Genomic DNA, 18,375 nt, shown 5'->3' on the forward strand with positions numbered 1-18,375 from the left:
TGGGGGTGGGGGCCGGGGACCTGGGGCGGGGCACCGTAGGCGGCCGGCGGCTGCTGGGCGTAAGGGCCCGGGGCGGCGGCGGGCTGGGCGTACGGGGGCTGGTGGCCGTAACCGGGTGCGGGCGTTCCGGGCGCTGCGCCCGGCATCCCGGGGCCCTGGGTCCCGTACGGGCCGCCCCCGAAGGGGTTGCCGTGCTGCCCCGGCATCTGCCCGCCCGGGGGCAGGTGGCGCACGCGGCCCGTCTCGTCCGCCACCGGGACGAAGCCGGCCGCCCGCAACCGGGCCGCGAACTTGGCGTTGCGCTTGCGGGTGACGACGAGGCCGACGCCGAAGACGGCCATGAGGGCGAGCCAGATGACGGCCGCGACGACGAAGTCGGAGGACGCGCCGCCCATCCGGAAGGCGACGACCACGCAGCCGATGGAGACACCGAGGGCGCCGTACCCCATCCGCTTCTCGGCGCTCTTGCCGGTGAGGTCGAAGTTGATGCGGGCCTTGAGGAGTTCGAAGGCGTCCGGCACGAGCGGCGGCAGGGACACCCCGTCGTGGGCGTTCGGGTACTGCGCCCGGTTCTGCGCGGCGCGGGTGCGGGCCTGCGGACTGTGATCGGGCACGATCAGCATCTTCAGCTGGCTGTTGTTCCCGCCACCCTGTCGTACGTCCGCGTACTCGTACCCGAACTGCTGGGCGACGAAGGCGAGTCGGGCGAGCTTCTTCACGGACGCCATCGCACTGGTGAGTTCGACCGGCTCCCCGCTCGCCATCAGTTGCAGCATCTTCCGCGTCTGCCGCCTGCTCATCCGCCCTCGCCCCCTGGCCACACCGTTCACTTCCGCAACAGGGGAAGTGTGGCACGCCCGCCCACCTCGAACCAGAGCAGCTTCCCGGCCCCTCGCCCCGGCTCACCGCCATCGAGAGCCCAGCCGCCCCACGAGTCGGCGTACTCCTGCACGAGGCGCAGTCCGCGCCCGGAACCGGCGTCGGTCAAAGCGAGCGGAACGAAGTCCTCGCCGGACCCGCCGAACGGAGCGGGGATGTACGGGTCGCTGTCCCACACCCCGACCCGCAGCCGGCCGTCGCCCAGCCCCGTGAGCCGCAGGGAGGCGGGCCCCCTGGTGTGCAGGTAGGCGTTGGTGACCAGCTCCGACGTCAGCAACTCCACGACATCGAGAGCGTCCTGCCGGCCGTGCCCGTCGAGCGCGGCCCGCACCGTCATGCGTGCGACGCGTACCGCGCGGGGGTCATGGGGGAGGCGAAGGGCGTACACCCAGGGGTGGGGCGGGGCTACGGTGACCATGGTTGTCTCCGGGGATCAGAGGGGGACTTGGGTTTCGCACTCACGGCCGCGCCGGGCGGTGGCAGTGCCTTGGACGGTGCGCTTCCGGCTTACGAGCGCGGCTGGTGAGCGATACCGCTACGGTAGAACCGGCTTGGAAGATAAATCTCCCAACTATGGGAGATTCATCTCTGATTAGCTCGCGTGAGGGACATGAGAGCCGCTTCGCGGCCAGGAAGGACACGCTTTGCCGCCCACGAACAATCCGACGCTGCGGCAACGGAGACTGGGCGCCGAGCTGCGCAAACTCCGTGAGAAGGCGGGGTTCACGGTGACCCGGGCCGCCGAGCACCTGGGCGTCAACCAAGGGCGCGTAAGCATGATCGAGACCGGTCGCAGCCCTGTGAGCGCCGACCTCGTACGCGGGATGGCGTCCGCCTACGACTGCTCCGACCAGGCCCTGGTCGACGCACTGACCGCCATGACCGGGCGCCGGCGCCGGGGCTGGTGGGAGGAGTACCGCGAACACCTGCCCGCCGCACTGGTCGACCTGGCGGAGCTGGAACACCACACGACCGCGCTACGCGTCGCGCTGGTGATCCACATTCCGGCGCTGTTGCAGACCACCGATCACGCCCGCGCCCTCTTCCGGACCGTGGTGCCGCCCATGCGCCAGTACGAGATCGAGCACCGTCTCACGTACCGCATCAAACGGCAGGGCATCCTGCACCGAGAGGACCCGCCGTCCTACTCGGCGATCATTCACGAGTCGGCCCTCCGCATGGGCTTCGGCGGCCCCTCCGTGTCGCACGGCCAGCTCACGCACCTGCTCGACATGGGCGAGCTGCCCAACGTCACCATCCGAGTGATCCCGTTCGGCACAGCCTACTTCCCGAGCACCGGCCAGTCCTTCGACTACCTCACGGGCGCTGTACCGCAGCTCGACACGGTCCAACTGGACACGCACCACGGCGGCTGCGGATTCCTGGACGCGGAGGCACAGTTGACCAAGTACCGAGCCGTACTGGACCACATGACGTCCTGCGCACTCGATCCCGTCGAGTCCCGCGACTTCATCCACAGCCTCATCCGAGAAGCCTGAGAAGGAACACCGTGCACACCATCCGCTGGCGCAAGTCGTCCCACAGTGGGGACAGTTCGAACTGCGTGGAAATAGCCACCACCCCTGCCGCCGTCCTCATACGCGACTCGAAGAGGACATCTGGGCCCAAACTCGACCTCTCCCCCACCACGTGGGCCGACTTCCTCGCCTACGTCGCCAAGTGACCGTCGGGCCATTCTCTTCTTTGTCAGTGTCGCGCTCCAGCACAGGAGAGAGCGCGGCATGCACTCGTGCCTCGCCCGCACGCCACCATGGCTCAGCGGCTTGCGGTGCGTGCGGAGGCGGCCCGAGCTCCGTGGTTCCTGGCGATGATGGGAGCGAATGTCCATCGCGGCACGGGACCTGCGCCGGACAGAGGGCGGACGGGTGGGACAAAGGATCCAGTCGCCGGCGGAGAGACACCAAGCGGCCCTCCCTTCACGATCGGATGTCGATCACCCCTCGGTTGACGCATGCCGCTTCAACTCTCGTCCTGCCTGGCAAGCCAAGTCAGCGTGTCCTCGTTCTCCGCGGCTGTTCGGTACGGCTTCCCGACGTTCAGTCGGGCAACATCCCGGAGGGACCGCACACGGTGTGGGTCGGGGAGGGCGACAGTCCCGATAGCGTCCTGCCACACCGTGCCTTGCACGAAGACCGATCCGTCAAGGGCGGACATGACGAACGCGGGACAGCCATACCGGCTCCCGGTGATACCGACCGCACAGCCTGCACCCATGATGTCCCAGTCCTCCAGCAGCTCAACAAGCCCCCAGACTCCCTCGACATCCGTATCGTCAACCGCACCGGGGGACGGCACGCTGATGGAGAGCAGGAACTGACGGGCGGCGGAGAGCAGGCCGAGTTCTGTCGCCAATTCGAGCCAGCCGGCGTTCGCCTTCGGAACCCTGGCAGGGTCATCGAGCGCGACAGTCCGATCCCGGCGGCCCTGGTCGGGATGGCAGGACGTAATCATGCCCGCAATATAGGGAGGGATTCCCGTGCCGCGCCTGAACCCCAGAAACCTGAGACCGCAATCCTTCATCCCCTGTGCCAGGATTTCAGTATTCACGACCACTTGCCACCCCACCCCTCAGCCGCATCCCGTGATATTCATGAGCTTCCCATAGAAATGCCCTGCCCCCTTTACGTTTCCTTTCGGGCCCACCCACTTGAACTGGCCGTCCTTCTCAAGGATTCGGTAGTCATTATTGTTGGGATCCGGCGCATAAATCTTGGCACCCTCCCACCAGGCATTCCTCCTATTTCCCTCACGGTTTTGGAAGTGATCCAATGTGCCGTCAGGGTTTCTGCGCTGCTGCAACGTTCCATCTTGAATCTGCTGCAGTCCACGCCGAATAATGTTCGGCGTTGCCGGATCATTTCCAGCATTGTGAACCAGTACCGGCGTGTTCCCTGCCAGCACATAGTACGTATGCAGATCACCAACCGTGAGGTTGTAGGTACGAGCATGCCTGGTGAAGGCGCGGTTCCCGGTGACGACGACCGTGTCGCCGGTGTCGGTGCGCAGGTGCATGCCGGCGGTGAGTTCGCCCGCTTCGATCCAGTCCCGTTCAGACGGGGACCAAAAGGGGTGCTCGTGGGTCGCGGTGAGCTTCTCGATGCCGTCGGCCGTGGCTATCGACAGCTCGTTGAAGTGCTTGTCGTCCTCGGTGACGATGAGGCGGGTGACCTTGCGGAGCCCCGTCTCGCCGGTTTCGGGGTCGGTGGCCAGGACCTCGTTCCCGAGTTCGACGTCCTCGATGTCCTTGGTGGTCCCGTCGGCCATGAGGACGTCCGTGCCGGCCAGGAAACACTTGCAGCCGATCAGTCCCCTCGCCCGCTTTCCGACGGCCCCGGCCGCCACTGAGCCCCTTCCCCCGGTGACCAGCGCCGCGACGAATCCCTCGACCAGCTTGCCGCGCTCGAACGCCTTGGCGTCCGCCACGCACTCGTTGAAGTTCGCGACGCAGTAATTGGCGGCGATGCGCTTGGCTTCCGCCACGTCGTCGTGGTGCAGCAGGTACTTGTACGCCTGGCGGCATGCCTCCCGGCCGAAGCACGCGTTGCCCGGCCCGTCGTTCTCGTAGATGGGCGTCACCCAGTAGTCGGTCTCGGGTGAGTCGCCGTTCGGACTGTTCATCAGGAAGTGCTTGAGCAGTTCGTCGATGTCGTTCGTCCGGGGCGTCTGGCTGGCGTTCCACTTGGCGGGGCTCTCCCAGCCGCCTCCGCCACCCCCGCTGCCGCCGCCACCGTGCGGTGTGCCCCGCACCGTGCCGTCGGAGTCCAGCCCGCCGTCCGGGTCGCCCTGGGTGCCGCCGTCGGGACGGGTCCAGCCCTTGCCGTCGTTGCAGCTGTCGCACCAGAGTCCGCTCGGGTCGCTGTGGCTGACCGGGCTGTTGCCGCTGTACGCGTAGCCGTTCATCTGGAGCGGGTCCGCGATGTCGATGACCGGGTCCGCCGAGAGGAAGCGGCCGGAGTCCTGGTCGTACTCGCGGGCGCCGATGTGGGTCAGCCCGGTGGCCGCGTCGTCGATGCCGACGCCCAGGTAGCCGCGCTTGTTCGGCCAGACCGACGGCTTGGCCCCGCGGGTCTCGCCGTAGGGCTTGAAGGCCCGGCGGGTGACCGCCTGGCCGCTCGACAGGGAGACCGCCGTGTCCGCCGTGCCGAGGTGGTCGGTGAGCAGCACGCTGAGCTGGTGACCGGTCGTCGCGCCGTTGCTCGTCGTGCGGGTCACCGACGGCGCGCCGGCCTGCCCGTAGGTACGGGAGGCCCGGACGGTCGCCCCGGCGGCGTCGGCCGTCACCTCGGTCTCGCCCAGGTAGAGCGTCGAGCCCGACGGGGAGTTCTCCAGGATGCGGTTTCCGGCGGTGTCGTAGACGTACGTCGTCTTCTTGCCGTCGTCCGTGATCGTGTCGAGCTTGTTCTCCTGCGTCCAGGTGAGGTTCTGCGTGGTGGTGGGCAGGTCGCGGACCTCGGTGTTGCCCGTCGCGTCGTACGTGTAGCTGCTGCCCTTGCCGGCCGGGTCGGAGCCGGCCCACTTCAGCGTGTGCGGCTGGGTCGTTCCGTAGCCGTACGTGAAGCCGACGTTCTTCGTGGCGTCCGCCGGGTCGTGCTCGGTCATGGCGGCGCGGTTGCCGAGCCAGTCGAAGGTGAAGGACTGGTGGTAGGCGGTGCCTCCCGTGGAGACCGTGGCCGCGTCGGGGGCGGTGGCCGCCCGGGTGGAGGCCAGCGAGGTGTCCGGGCTCGACACGTCCGTCGACGCGTCGGGGGCGTCGGCCACCGGTCCTGACGAGGCCATGTAGTCCGTGCGGTGGCCCCAGGTCGCGCCGTTCGACGCCTTGCAGCCGTTACCGGCGCCCGTCGGGGCGATGTTCGACGTCCAGGCGTTGAGCAGCTCGCCCATCACGTCGTAGGTGAAGCACTGGGTGTCCCACGACGAGCCCGAGGCGTCCGTCAGCCGTCGTGCGTGGGAGGTGACGGTGCCGGACTTGTCGTACGCGTAGTAGCCGTCGGCGATGCGGTGCGGGCCGGAGGTCTCACGGTCCGCGACCGTGCGCTGGAGCCGGCCGGTGTGCGGGTCGACGAAGTTCGTCGACCACACCCGGTACGGCTGCGCGCCGGACACCGTGCGCAGGGCCTCGCCGTAGGGCGAGTAGGTCACGTCGGACGTGTACCAGGCCAGGCCGGACGTCGACTCGGGGAGGCCGTCCGCGTTGTAGCGGGTGACGACCTTCTCCTGCGCCAGCCCGCCCACGGCGGGCAGCGTGACCGACTGGACCTGTCCGGTGACGGGTGTGTAGGTGTACGCGTAGGTGTAGGTCCCGGCGACGCCCGTCGTCAGCGAGCTGGGCGGGATCACCGTCTCCGTGCCGGTGGGCCGGTACTCGGTGTCGTAACCGGTGACGCGCTCGATGTAGTCCCCGTTCAGGGTGTGCCGGATCGAGGCGACCGGCTGCCCGAGCGCGCCCGGCAGGCTGTCGTACGTGAACTCCTTGACCGGGACGGCCGTCGCGGAGCCCTCACGGACGGACTCCACCCGGCCCAGCTCGTCGTACTCGGTGTACGTCGTCCTGGACTCGGCGTCCGTCACCTTCTGGGGCCGGTCGGCCTCGTCGTACCACGTCTTCGTCTCGCCCGTGTCGGGGTCGTTGGTGGAAGTCACCCGTCCCCGTGCGTCGTACGTGTACGTCCACGCGTTGCCGGCCGGGTCGGTGACCTTGGTGCGGTAGCCGCGCGCGTCGTACTCGTACGAGGTGGCGCGCCCCTCGCTGGTGCTCCCGTCGTCCTTGTAGTGGCGGACGGAGGTGACCCTGCCGAGGGCGTCGGTGAAGGTGCGGGTCCGCGGGACCGTGGAACCGGCGGGGTCGACGTACGTGCTGGTGTCGCTGTAGTAGGTGTAGGTCGCGTACGCGAAGTCGCCGTCGTGGTACGTCGACTCGCGCTGCCTGCGCTCCAGGCCGTCGTAGCGGTACTTGATCCAGCTCGGGATCAGGGACCGGGACCTGGGGGCGAAGAGCTCGGCGGCCGGCTCGCCCTTCGCGAGGTACCCGCTGGTCTGCTCGTCGACCAGGCCGTGGTCGTTGTAGGTGGTGTCGGTGACGACACGGCCGGGGCCGTGGGCTTCGGACTGCGTCTGCACGGGGCGCATCAGGCCGTCGTAGATCGCCACCTGACGGCTGTACGTCCCGTCGTCCTTGAGACTCCTGGTGGTGACCGCGGCGGGGCGGGTCGTCTCGGCGGTGGCGATCGCCGCCTGGTACGAGATCTCCACGTCGGGCGACTTGCCGCCGGAGGAGCGGGACGGCGACCAGCCCTTCACCAGGCGTCCGAGGGCGTCGTACTCGTTGCGCGTGACCCGGCCGTTGGCGTCGGTGACCGTCAGCGCCAGGCTCCGGCCGGGGTCGAAGGTCGTCGTGACGGCATGGCCCTTGGCGTTGATCACCTTGGTGGCGGTGACCGGCCCGCCGGCGTCCGCGGGGGTGTACTGCGTCTCGGTCGTGCCGACCCCCGGACTGGTGACCGTGCGGACACGGCCCAGCGGGTCGTACGTCGTACTGGTGACGACCGGGTACGAGGTTCCGGTGCCGTCGACACCGGCCTGGGAGGTGACCAGGCCCTTGGTCGGGGTCGCGCCGTACGCCAGGCCGTCATAGCTGTTGCGGACCGCCTTGACGAGCTTGGTCGCCGGGTCCGCGGTGTCGTACCCCGCGCACGGGGTGCCCGTGGTCCGCTGTTCCTTCGTCAGGCCGATCAGCCACGCCGTGGTGTTGTGCGCGTACGACGTCCTGGTACAGCTCTGGTCGGACAGGGTCTCGCCGGTGCCGTTCGGCTTGACCACGGACGTCTCGACCTGGACCGGCAGACCGTAGGTGTCGTCGACGGTCGTCAGGGTCCGTACCGCCCGCCAGCTCGTGTCGACGGTCTGGATGTCGTCGGACCGTTTGACGCCGGTGCGGTGGGCGAGGAGCGGGGTGAGGGCGGTGCCGTTCTCGGCCTCGCGGGAGCGGGAGGCGGTCTGCCTCGACCAGGGGAAGCTCAGGACACGCTTCTGCACCCGCTTGTCGGAGTCCAGGTAGGTGATGCTCTCCGCCGTCATGCCCGCGTACTGCGGTGCGTCGTCGGTGACCAGCGTGTACTTGCCCGTGGAGTCCTTGACCTGTCCGCCCGTGCCCTGGAAGTACCGGGTCTCGGAGTACGACTGCCCCTGTGGCTCGCCCGACTGGGAGGTGGTCTTGCTCCCCTTGGTGACCGCGACCTGGCGGTAGCCCTGCCAGACGCTGAACGTCCGCAGGGACGGGCGGGTGAACTCGTCGTCGCTCTTGGCCCAGGCGGGGCCGGTGTACTTGTACGTCGTGTGGACGGGCCTGCCGTGCGAGGTGACCTTGTCGGTCTGGGTGACGGAGTGGACGACGTACTTGTTGAACCACGACTTCGCCGGCGTCTTCTCATCGCCGTCCGGCGACCAGCGGACCGGGTAACAGGTGCCGTTGTCCTTGCCCTTGTCCTCGGCCGGCTCACCGGCGCAGCCGCCCTTGTACTCGACCTCGATGTCACCGCCGTGCTCCGTCGCGACCGTGCCGATGCGGGGCCGGGTGAAGGCGGGACGCTGGTCGTTCGGGCCACTGGGCACGAGGTTGGGAAGCTGGCGGTCCTTCAGTCTCGCGCGCAGGGGCGACGTGGAGCCGACCGAGTACTCGGCGAAGCTGACGCCGTCCTTGTGCTGGAGGGTGCCGGTGGTGTCACCGGGGGCGAAGCCCCGGCGGGTGATCGAGTTCAGCCACAGGCCGGGGGCCGTGTCGTACCAGTCCTCCGGGAAGGACTGGTGGAGCTGGTAGGTGTCGACCTTGCCCAGGCCGGTCCGGCCGGCGCGGGCGGCCTTCGTCGTCACCGTGTCCAGACGCATCTGCGTCCAGAAGGACGGGAAGGCGGGACACAGCTTCGACGTCGACTTGCAGTTGAGGTTGCCGGGGGTGTCCCACCAGGGGCGGTAGGCGCCGGGGTCGTCGGTCTTGGCGAAGTTCGCCGCGTCGCAGGCCGTCTCCGACTTCAGGCAGCGCTGCGCGGCGCCGAACTCGACCGTCGCGGACGGCTTGGTGAGGTCGGAGGAGCGCATGCCGTACTCGATGGTCGTCGGGTAGGCGGCACGCTCGTACTGCTCGGGGGAGGTGAACTTCTTCTTGACCGCGTAGTGGTTCGTCTCCTGCTTCCAGTTGACGACCATCACGTTGCCGTGCACGTCGACGACCTTGTCGAGGCCCCAGCGCCAGGCCTGCTGCCGTCCGGCCCCGCAGCGGGAGTCGGCGAACGTGGTGGCGTGGCAGGGTTCCCCCGGGTGGTTGCCGAAGACGGGGACGGTGGAGACGGAGTCGGCGTCGGCGTGGCCACCGCCGACCTGGTTGAGGCCGAAGTAGTACTTGGTGCCGTCCGTGGTGGTGACGATCCAGTACTCGCCGTTGTCGTCGCCGTTGGTCCCGCCCGTCCTGCGCTCGACGCGGGTGCCGTCGTCGGTCTGGGCACGGTAGACCTCGGTGTCGGTCTCCGGGTCGCTGCCCGCGGGGGCGTCCCGCACGAGCTCGACGTTCCTGCCGCCCAGGGACATCACCGCGTTGTACGACACCCAGCACAGGTCGGAGGTCTTGTCCGCCTTGGCCGTGTTGTTGGGGGTGCCCGCGTCCAGGGTCTTGCGGTCGTCCTGGCAGGAGCGGTAGCGGCGCTCGATGTGGCCGGGGTCGTAGCCCCAGCCCTCGCCGATCCAGGAGGACTGGGGCGAGGAGACCGCGACGCGGCCGTCCACCGACTGGGAGTTGTAGGTGAAGGCGATCTGCGGAGCGGGGCCTGCCGGAGCGGCGGGAACCGTAAGCGGGTACGACCAGGTGAACGCTCCCGAGGAGCCGCCGGCCTGCCAGGAGCCGCTGGAGGCCAGCGGCGTGGCCTTGAAGGTCCCTCCCGCGCCTCCGCCGGAATCGACCGCGCCGACGACAGCCGTGTCGCCGCTCGCCGCGGCCGGCGTGACCGAGGTGCGGTACGCGGCCCGGGCGACGGAGGGTCCGGTGGCCCCGGGGGTCTTCGTCACGGCCGGTGTGACGGTGCCGTCCGCCGCCGGGTCGACCGTCGCGGTGATCGTCTGGGTCCCGGTGTCGTTGGTCGTCTCCAGTTCCTCGTACGTCTGGCACGCCTCGACATCGGGCGTGGTCAGGTAGCACTCCGGGAACTGGACGAAGCGCAGCCGGGAGGCCCAGTCCGCGCCGTAGAGGTTCTTGAACTCCGCGTAGTCGAGCTCGACCGAGACGGGCACGGAGCCGGTGGCGGGTGCCTGGACGGTGATGAGCGCGCCGTCGACTCCCTGGGCGACGGGTGCGGTACGGGCGGCGACGGACACCTGCCAGGTGCCGGTGGGCGCGGGCTGGTCCGCGGCCTGCCCGAGGCTGACGGGAAGGTCCTCGACCGGGGTGAGGTCGACCTGCTGGGCGTCCGTGCCCGCGCGCACGGTGGCCTGGTCGGCCGTCGCGGCGGAGCCGAAGCTGACGAGCCCGGAGCCGGCGGCGGGCGCCGTCGCCGTGCCGGCCGGGGCTTGTTCCAGGTCTGCGGGAACGTCGACCTTCAGGGTTTCCAGGTCCCGCTCGAAGGCCTCGCCCGAGAGCGGCTTGTCCTGGTCGAGCGCCTCGAGGTCGAGGGTTTCGCGGCCCTTCTCGGCCACGGACGGATCGGGTGGAAGGGCCAGTGACTGCGTGGGCAGGAGGCCCACCAGCAGGGCCGCCCCGATGGTGGGCACGACGGCCGCGCGCACACGGCGCGTGCGGCCACGGCGGGCAGGTGAGTAGCGACCGAACACGACGGGTCCCCCCGGACCAGTGAGGCGGGACCGGGTTCGGACCACGCGTGATGGCGTATCAGATGAGCTGATTTTGTGCAGCGTCTGTGAAGTTCCGCCAGATCGACCGCGTGGATGTGATCGCAGTCACGGTACGTAATGCTTCACAACGCTCCGTAATGCACAGTTCTCACCTATCCGAGGTAACGCCGACACCCGCATTTCCCTGAGGTAACGCGCGATTCACCGGATTCAGCCGCAAACACTCGTCGGCGCGGGGAATTTTTGTCCGGCTTGGAACTGAATTGACGTCAGCTCGCTCGTTCCACCAGGAAGTTGATGGCAATTCGCGCCCCCCGGAGGTACGGCCCCGGTGCCCGATCCGCTCATCCCGCGGGCTCGACGCGAAGCGTGACGTCGGCGCGCTCATGGGTCATCATCGGCTCGCCCGGCCGCGCCTGTTTCCGCGCCGGTTCCAAGGGGGGAAGGGGAACTCGCCCGATGACGCGCACAGAGCGCACCCGGCGCCGGGGGCTGCCCGGAAATCGGACCACCGCCGCCGTACTGACCGCGGCTCTCGCCGCCACCGGCGTCACCTTCGTCGGCCTCGGCCTGGACGACTCCGGCTCCCGCGGGGAACCGCACCGTGACCGGAGCGCGAAGCCGGTGACCGAAGCCGCCGCTGTGTCGCGGGCGCGGAAGACCGGCGAGCTCGTCGAGGTCACCGCATCGCGTACGGCACGCTCCACCACGTGGGCGCGACCCGACGGCCTGATGGTCAAGAACCTGCACTCCTCGCCGGTCCGGGCCAAGGTGGGCGGCGAGTGGAAGGACATCGACTACGACCTCCACCGCACCGAGGACGGCTGGGAACCGAAGGCGACCAACGCGCGGATGGTCTTCTCGGCCGGCTCCGAGAAGGGCTCGCCGGCGCGGGAGGACCGGCGGGCCTCGCGCTCGACCGTGCGCCGCGTCTCCCTGCTCAACGGGGCCGGGGCCGCTTCGGACGAGACCGCGAGCCCGCTCGTCACCCTGACCGTCGACGGCTACGACATCCAGCTCACCTGGCCGGGTGCCGTCCCCGCCCCCGTCATCGACGGTTCGCGGGCCCTGTACCCGGAGATCTTCCCGGGCGCCGATCTGGTGCTCACGGCCGACGACGAGGGCTTCGCCCAGCTGCTCGTCCTGAAGAACCGGGCGGCTGCGGCCGATCCGCTCGCCCGGCGGCTGTCGTACGGCATCACCTCTGACGACCTGACCTTCCGGCTGGACCCGATCACGGGTGTCCTGTCCGCCGAGAACGTCTACTCCCAGGAGATCGCGGTCTCGCCGACCCCGCTGATGTGGGACAGCAGCGGAGCGCCGGCGGTGACGGACGGCGGCGTCGGCGCGACCGCGCAGCCGACCGCTTCGGAGACCCCCGGCCCCACCGAGTCGGCCACCGACCTGCCGAGCGACAGCCCCGGTCCCACCGAGGAGCTGATCGAGACCGACGAGCAGGCCGACACCCATCCGGAGACCCTGCCGGCGGCCAGCGACGGTCCCGAGGTGACGGTGTCGGAGTCGCCGTTGCCGTCCGTCCCGGCGGAGCCGACACCCGCGCCCACCCCGACCGGCCCGGCGGCCACCCTCGGCCTGGCCGGGCTCGACGGGCCCTCGCCCGACTCCCGCGGTGAGCTGGTGGAGGCGGAGCTGTCCGGGGCGAACTGGGTCCTCACCCCCGAGCCCTCCTTCCTCGACGACCCGGCGACCACCTACCCGGTGTTCGTCGACCCGTCGGTGAAGAAGCACACCCAGAACTGGACCACCGCCTACAGCCGCCACCCCAACGCCACGTTCTACAACGGCAAGGGCTTCAACAAGGGCGGTACGCACGAGGCGCGGGTCGGCTTCGAGTCGGACACCTGGGGCACCTCGCGTTCGTACTTCAACATCGCCTTCGACAAGGGTCTCAAGGGTACGAAGATCACCAGTGCGAAGCTGCGGATGCTGGAGACGTACTCCTGGTCGTGCAGCGCCCGTTCGATGAGCGTGCACCTCACCGGCGCCGTCAACGGGCACACCAACTGGAAGAACGCGCCGAAGCTGACCGACGGCAACAAGTTCGCGACCAAGAGCTTCGCGCACGGCTACAAGTCCGGCTGCCGGGACGCCTACGAGACCTTCGACGTGAAGAAGGCCGCGCAGCAGCGGGCCGACCAGGGCAAGGACAGCATCACGTTCGGGCTGCGGGCCCGGGACGAGAAATCGCAGTACGCGTGGAAGAAGTTCCGGGCGAACGGCGACAACGCGCCCGTGCTGGAACTCGTCTACAACCGCAAGCCGGTCGTCGACTCCAAGTCCCTCGACCTCGGCCCGGACGCCAAGTGCACCACCACCGAGCCGTACGTCCGCATGGGCTCGGGCAACCTGACCTTCACCGCGCGGGCGTCCGACAAGGACAACAACCTCGACCGCCTGGACTTCGACCTCTGGCCGACGGGCAAGTGGGACACCACCGGTGACCTCCTGAAGACCACCGGGAACGTCTCCGTCGGCGGCGACAAGGACACCGCGCTGCGCACCACCGGCGGGTTCGCCACCAGCAAGCTCACCAACGGCACCCTCTACTCCTGGCGGGTGCGCGCGATCGACGACGCCAACTCCACCTCCGCCTACGCCCCCGCCAAGACTCCGTGCCGCTTCGTCCTGGACACCACCGCGCCCAAGCCGCCCAAGGTCAGCTCCACCGACTTCCCCAACGCCGACGGCAGTGAGAACGGCTTCGGCAACGACGCCGAGGACGCCAACTGGTCCACGAAGAAGTTCGGCACGCCCGGTTCGTTCACCGTGCGCGCACTGAACACGGACGTGGTCCGCTACGAGTACGGCTTCAACTCGGCGAGCTACCCGTTCTCCGTGAACCGCACGTCCGGGACGGCCACGAGCGTCAGCGCGACGCTGGCGAACGCGAAACCGCCGACCGCCGGACCCAACGTGCTGTACGTACGGACCGTGGACGCCGCGGGCAACCCCTCCCAGGCGACGAAGTACTTCTTCTACGTCACCCCACGCGACCAGGCCGACGCCCCCGGCGACTTCACCGGCGACAAACTGCCGGACCTGATGGTCGTCACCGAGGGCGGCAACCTGGCGCTGTACCCCTCCCAGGCCACCAACGACCTGGCCAAGGGCTCGGGCGACCTGGACTACTCCATGTCCGGCGCCTACCGCTCCAACCCCGACAAGGACCCGGGCGGCGACGACCTGCCCCCGTACGTCGCCGCGCCCTCCGGCCACTTCAAGGGCGCGCTGATCACCCACAACGGCGACATCTACGGCGGTGACGGCCTCCAGGACCTGGTCGTCCGCGTCGGCGGCAAACTCTGGGTCTACCCCGGTGACGGGTACGGCGCGGTCGACATCGACCGACGGGTGGAGATCCTCCTGCCGTCCAACGCGCCCAGCCCCGCCTCCCTCACCCAGATCGTCTCGGCGGGCGACGCCACCGGGGACGGCCGCACGGACTTCTTCGCCACCGTGGGCGAGGAGATCTGGGCCTTCACCGGCTACCACGGCGCCACCGTCGACAAGGCGATCCGACTGTCCTCCACCCCCTGGGCCGACCGCGACATCGTCACCGCGGCCGACATCAGCGGCGACGGGGTGACCGACCTGGTCTACCGCAACGACGCCTCCGGCCGGCTGCTCCTGCGCAAGGGCATCAAGGCCGCCGGCGGCGGAACCGACCTCACCTCCCTGGCCTCCGCCGCCAACTCCGCCGACGGCGCCGACGCCGTCTACGGCGCCTCCGGCTGGGGCAGTTCCAACATCTACCTGCTCATCGGCACGCCGGACGCCAACGGCGACGCCATCCCCGACATCTGGACCGCGCGCACCGACGGAACCGTACGCTTCTACGCCGGCGGCAGGACCGTCCTGTCCGGATCCGGCACCGAGATCATCGGAACGGCGAGCTACTGGAAGACCCGCATCGCCATCGGCTGAGCCGCTCGGCCGCAAGTGGAACGGGCGAGGGCCGTCGGAAGTGTCGTCCGACGGCCCTCGCCCGTTCCGCGCGTCAGCGCCGTGACGTCAGCCCCGGTGCGCCCCGGCGCCCGGCTGGGGGCGCTTGCTCCTGCTGCCGTTCGGCCACAGGCGCGGCTTCCGCTTCGCCCCGAGGTCCTCGACCCAGCCGACCGCGAGGATCATCAGGCCGATGAGCGGCCAGACCAGGGCGAACGTCCAGACCGTGTACGTGCTGTCGAGAGCGGCCGTCGCCCGCTCGCTCTGCATGAACGGGAGCTCGTACAGCAGGTCGATGATCGGGAACGTCGCCATGATCATCATGTTGTGCCACAGGTAGATGGTGACCGCCCGGTTGTTGGAGAGGGTCACCAGCCTGTCCCAGTTGGCCAGGCGTCCGGGGAGCTCCCGCCACGACGGGGAGTACTGGAGCAGGATCACCACGAAACCGAACGACCAGGCGGCATCGGCCAGCGGGATGTCGTTGAGGTCCCAGCCCGAGGAACCGAGGTGGCCCGAAGCCCACCACAGGCCGAAGGCCATCACCAGGGACGCGCAGGAGACGGAGACGTACCGCGGGATCCGCTTCAGCATGCCGTCGTGATGGGCGAAGCCGAGGACCCAGCAGCCGCCGTAGACCGCGAAGTCGGTGACCGCGTTGCCCAGCTCGCCGGGGATGGTCACCAGGCCGGTGCCGACGATCGCCGTCAGACCGAGCGGCGCGAGCAACGTCGGCCAGGGAGCCTTGCGGAACAGCCACAGCAGCAGCGGCGACGCGATGACGAACCACAGGTAGGCGCGCAGGTACCACAGCGGCCCCACGGTGTCGTCCGCCCAGGTGCTCTCCAGCGGACCTATGACCCCGGCCTCCACCGGGTAGGGCGGGGCGCCGATCGGGACGACGTAGTTGACCAGGTTGACCAGACCCCAGACCCCGTCCTGGTCCGGGTCCTTCGAGGGGCTCCAGTCGACCACGAACAACAGCGTCAGCACGACCGCCGCGAACGCCCACAACGGCGGCAGCAGCCGGCGGACCCGCCCGCGGATCACGCTCCACGCCGGACGCTTCAGCGACCGCGCCATCAGCGAGCCCGCCAGCGCGAACATCACGCCCATCGACGGGAACAGCACCGACAGCCAGGCCCACCCGAAGAGGTGGTACACCACGACGCGGACCAGGGCGATGGAGCGCAGCAGGTCCAGGTACCGGTCGCGGCCCGGCTTCTCGGGCTCCGGGGCGGGCACGGGCTCGGTCGTGCGCTGCCGCGGGACGTCGGCGTACGGCGTTCCGTACGGGCCCGCCGGTTCCGGGCTCACGCCCGTGCCGGTCGTGTATCCGTGGGTCATGCCACGGGCCTCCGATCATCGCCGCGCCGGTTCTGGCCCGGCACCGCTCCGCCGACGGGCGCCTCGACGACGCCGGTGCGCCGCAGCTTCTGCCAGCGCAGGCGGCCGCCGGTGAGTGCGGTGATCCAGGACTGGAGCAGCACGACGTACATGAGCTGGCGGTAGAGGATCTGCTGCAGCGGCAGCGAGATCAGGTGGGTCATGCGTTCGCGGTCGAGGCGGAAGGCGAAGGCCGCGCAGACCGCCTGGATGGCGAGGACGCCCAGCCACGCCGTGATCGTCTTCTCCGTCGGGCCGAAGACGAGGCCGTAGAGCAGGAAGACGTCGATCAGCGGGGCCAGCAGCGGGGCCACGATCATGAACAGGGAGACGAAGGGCAGCCCGATGCGGCCGAAGCGGCCGGAGGGCCCCTTGTCGATCACCGCGCGGCGGTGCTTCCAGATGGCCTGCATGGTGCCGTACGACCAGCGGTAGCGCTGTGACCACAGCTGCTGGACGGACTCCGGGGCCTCGGTCCAGGCGCGGGCGTTCTCGGCGTAGACCACGCGCCAGCCGGCACGGTGCAGCGCCATGGTGACGTCGGTGTCCTCGGCGAGGGTGTCGTCGCTCATGCCGCCGATGGGCTCCAGGGCGGAGCGGCGGAAGGCGCCGACCGCGCCGGGGATGGTCGGCATGCAGCCGAGGATGTCGTACATCCGGCGGTCCAGGTTGAAGCCCATCACGTACTCGATGTGCTGCCAGGCGCCGATGAGGCTGTCCTTGTTGCCGACCTTGGCGTTGCCCGCCACCGCGCCGACCCTCGGGTCGCCGAAGGGCTGGACGAGTTCGCGGACCGTGGACGGTTCGAAGACGGTGTCGCCGTCCATCATCACGACGATGTCGTAACGGGCGTTGGCCAGGCCCCGGTTGAGCGCGGCCGGCTTGCCCGCGTTGAGCTGGCGGATCACCCGTACGTTGGGCAGGCCCATCGCCTCGACGATGCGGGCGGTGCCGTCGGTGGAACCGTCGTCGATGACGAGGACCTCGATCGGGTGCTCGCTCGCCATCAGGGAGTTGACGGTGTTCTCGATGCACTTGGCCTCGTTGTACGCCGGGACCAGCACCGTCACCGGTTCGGTGACCGGCGGGCCCCAGCGGAAGTTCTTCCGGCGGACGCGGCGGGCGTGGAAGCCGGAGAGGAGCAGCATCAGCACGAAGCGGCCGATGACCAGGGTGCCGATGATCGCGAGGCCGACCACCAGGACGTCGGTGATGTGCTCGGAGGCCTGGACCAGGAAGATCCACGCCTTGCCCTTCCAGAGTTCGGCGCCGCTGACCGGGCTGTGCGCGCTGGGCGCGTCCAGGGCCTCGGTGAGGTTGTCGAACTCGTAGCCCTCGTCCTTGAGGTCGGGCAGGAACCTGTCGAGCGCCGCGACGGTCTGGCTGCGGTCGCCGCCGGAGTCGTGCATCAGGACGATGGCGCCCTTGCCGCCCTCGGGCGTGGCGCGGCGGATGATCTCGTCGACGCCGGGCCGCTTCCAGTCCTCGCTGTCGGTGTTGTTGACGACGGTGAGGTAGCCGCGGCTGCCGATGTACTCGGTGACCGGCCAGGACTCGTTGTCCATGGCCTCGGCGTAGGAGGAGTACGGCGGGCGGAAGAGGGAGGTGCGGATGCCGGCCGCGCCGGTGATCGCGAGCTGGTTCTGCGACAGCTCCCAGTCGATGCGCTTCTTGGACTGGAGGGCGAGGTCGGGGTGGTTGAAGGTGTGCAGGCCGACCTCGTGGCCCTCGTCGACCATGCGCTGGACGAGGTCCGGGTAGCGGGAGGCCATGGTGCCGGTGACGAAGAAGACCGCGTGCGCGTCGTGCTTCTTCAGTACGTCGAGCACCTTCGGGGTCCAGGTCGGGTCCGGGCCGTCGTCGAAGGTGAGGACGAGGCGGTGGTCGGGCACGCTCAGGCTCTGGACCTTGCCGGCGCGGGCGTCGATGACCGGGCCGCCCTCCAGTATCTCCTCCGGCACCTGGGTGGTGGGTGCGGGCTTCTGGACGCGGTGGTCGGCGAGGATCTCGCTGTGCACGTATCCGCGCAGCATGAGCATGGCCGCCAGGGCGACGAGGACGAGCACCGGGAGCAGCAGGCGCAAAGGTACGCGGCGACGCAGGGCACCGCCACGGGCCTGGCGGGGAGGCCTGTGACGGGGGGAGCGGGATGCCATCAGACGACGTTCTCCGGGGACTGTGCGGCGGGGGTGGTGGACGGGTCCGGCTGCGCGCCGGAGCCGTCGGCGGCGACCGGCCGGCCGGCGGGGGCACCGGCGAGGCTGTCGGTGCCGCCGGCCTCTCCGCCGCCCGTGG

Annotated in this window: 9 protein-coding genes; 3 read left to right on the plus strand and 6 right to left on the minus strand. The window is 69.6% G+C overall.

Annotated elements, in window-relative coordinates; all coding sequences use genetic code 11:
• Together B7767_RS09530 and B7767_RS09535 are read right to left on the minus strand one after the other, a co-directional pair.
• Positions 1–800: hypothetical protein (locus B7767_RS09530; RefSeq protein ID WP_085571806.1), on the minus strand; the 800-nt coding region annotated here is incomplete at its 3' end.
• 26 nt (positions 801–826) lie between these two features.
• A complete protein-coding gene (locus B7767_RS09535) occupies positions 827–1,297 on the minus strand; it encodes an ATP-binding protein (RefSeq protein ID WP_085571807.1) in 471 nt (156 codons plus the stop codon).
• Between the two features lie 226 nt (positions 1,298–1,523).
• Here B7767_RS09535 and B7767_RS09540 point away from each other — a divergent pair, with 226 nt between their 5' ends.
• On the plus strand, positions 1,524–2,378 hold the full coding sequence (locus B7767_RS09540) for a helix-turn-helix transcriptional regulator (RefSeq protein WP_085571808.1): 855 nt from the start codon (positions 1,524–1,526) through the stop codon (positions 2,376–2,378).
• A gap of 11 nt (positions 2,379–2,389) precedes the next feature.
• On the plus strand, positions 2,390–2,563 hold the full coding sequence (locus B7767_RS09545; RefSeq protein ID WP_085571809.1) for a DUF397 domain-containing protein: 174 nt from the start codon (positions 2,390–2,392) through the stop codon (positions 2,561–2,563).
• Positions 2,564–2,859: 296 nt separating this feature from the next.
• Here B7767_RS09545 and B7767_RS09550 read toward each other — a convergent pair whose 3' ends face one another.
• Positions 2,860–3,447: a hypothetical protein gene (locus tag B7767_RS09550; RefSeq protein ID WP_143652310.1), complete on the minus strand. Its 588-nt coding sequence runs from the start codon at positions 3,445–3,447 to the stop codon at positions 2,860–2,862.
• Positions 3,448–3,468: 21 nt separating this feature from the next.
• Positions 3,469–10,650: a polymorphic toxin-type HINT domain-containing protein gene (locus tag B7767_RS09555; RefSeq protein WP_256923382.1), complete on the minus strand. Its 7,182-nt coding sequence runs from the start codon at positions 10,648–10,650 to the stop codon at positions 3,469–3,471.
• A gap of 540 nt (positions 10,651–11,190) precedes the next feature.
• Between B7767_RS09555 and B7767_RS09560 the strand changes: the two genes are divergently transcribed.
• Complete coding sequence (locus tag B7767_RS09560; RefSeq protein WP_085571811.1) at positions 11,191–14,676, plus strand: DNRLRE domain-containing protein; 3,486 nt, start codon at positions 11,191–11,193, stop codon at positions 14,674–14,676.
• An 87-nt stretch (positions 14,677–14,763) separates the two neighbouring features.
• Here B7767_RS09560 and B7767_RS09565 read toward each other — a convergent pair whose 3' ends face one another.
• Together B7767_RS09565 and B7767_RS09570 are read right to left on the minus strand one after the other, a co-directional pair.
• Positions 14,764–16,041 carry an acyltransferase gene (locus B7767_RS09565; RefSeq protein ID WP_085571812.1) on the minus strand — a complete coding sequence of 426 codons (1,278 nt, stop codon included), beginning with the start codon at positions 16,039–16,041 and terminating at the stop codon, positions 14,764–14,766.
• Positions 16,038–18,236 carry a polysaccharide deacetylase family protein gene (locus tag B7767_RS09570; protein ID WP_085571813.1) on the minus strand — a complete coding sequence of 733 codons (2,199 nt, stop codon included), beginning with the start codon at positions 18,234–18,236 and terminating at the stop codon, positions 16,038–16,040. Before B7767_RS09570 ends, B7767_RS09565 begins: the two co-directional genes overlap by 4 nt.
• Between the last annotated feature and the right edge of the window lie 139 nt (positions 18,237–18,375).

The sequence above is a fragment of the Streptomyces sp. 13-12-16 genome (genome assembly GCF_002114215.1).
Classification (GTDB): Bacteria; Actinomycetota; Actinomycetes; order Streptomycetales; family Streptomycetaceae; genus Streptomyces.

Coding starts and splice junctions, on each gene's coding strand:
- B7767_RS09535 (WP_085571807.1), bottom strand. CDS start 1,297: ATGGTCACCGTAGCCCCGCCCCACCCCTGGGTGTACGCCCTTCGCCTC.
- B7767_RS09560 (WP_085571811.1), top strand. CDS start 11,191: ATGACGCGCACAGAGCGCACCCGGCGCCGGGGGCTGCCCGGAAATCGG.
- B7767_RS09565 (WP_085571812.1), bottom strand. CDS start 16,041: ATGACCCACGGATACACGACCGGCACGGGCGTGAGCCCGGAACCGGCG.
- B7767_RS09570 (WP_085571813.1), bottom strand. CDS start 18,236: ATGGCATCCCGCTCCCCCCGTCACAGGCCTCCCCGCCAGGCCCGTGGC.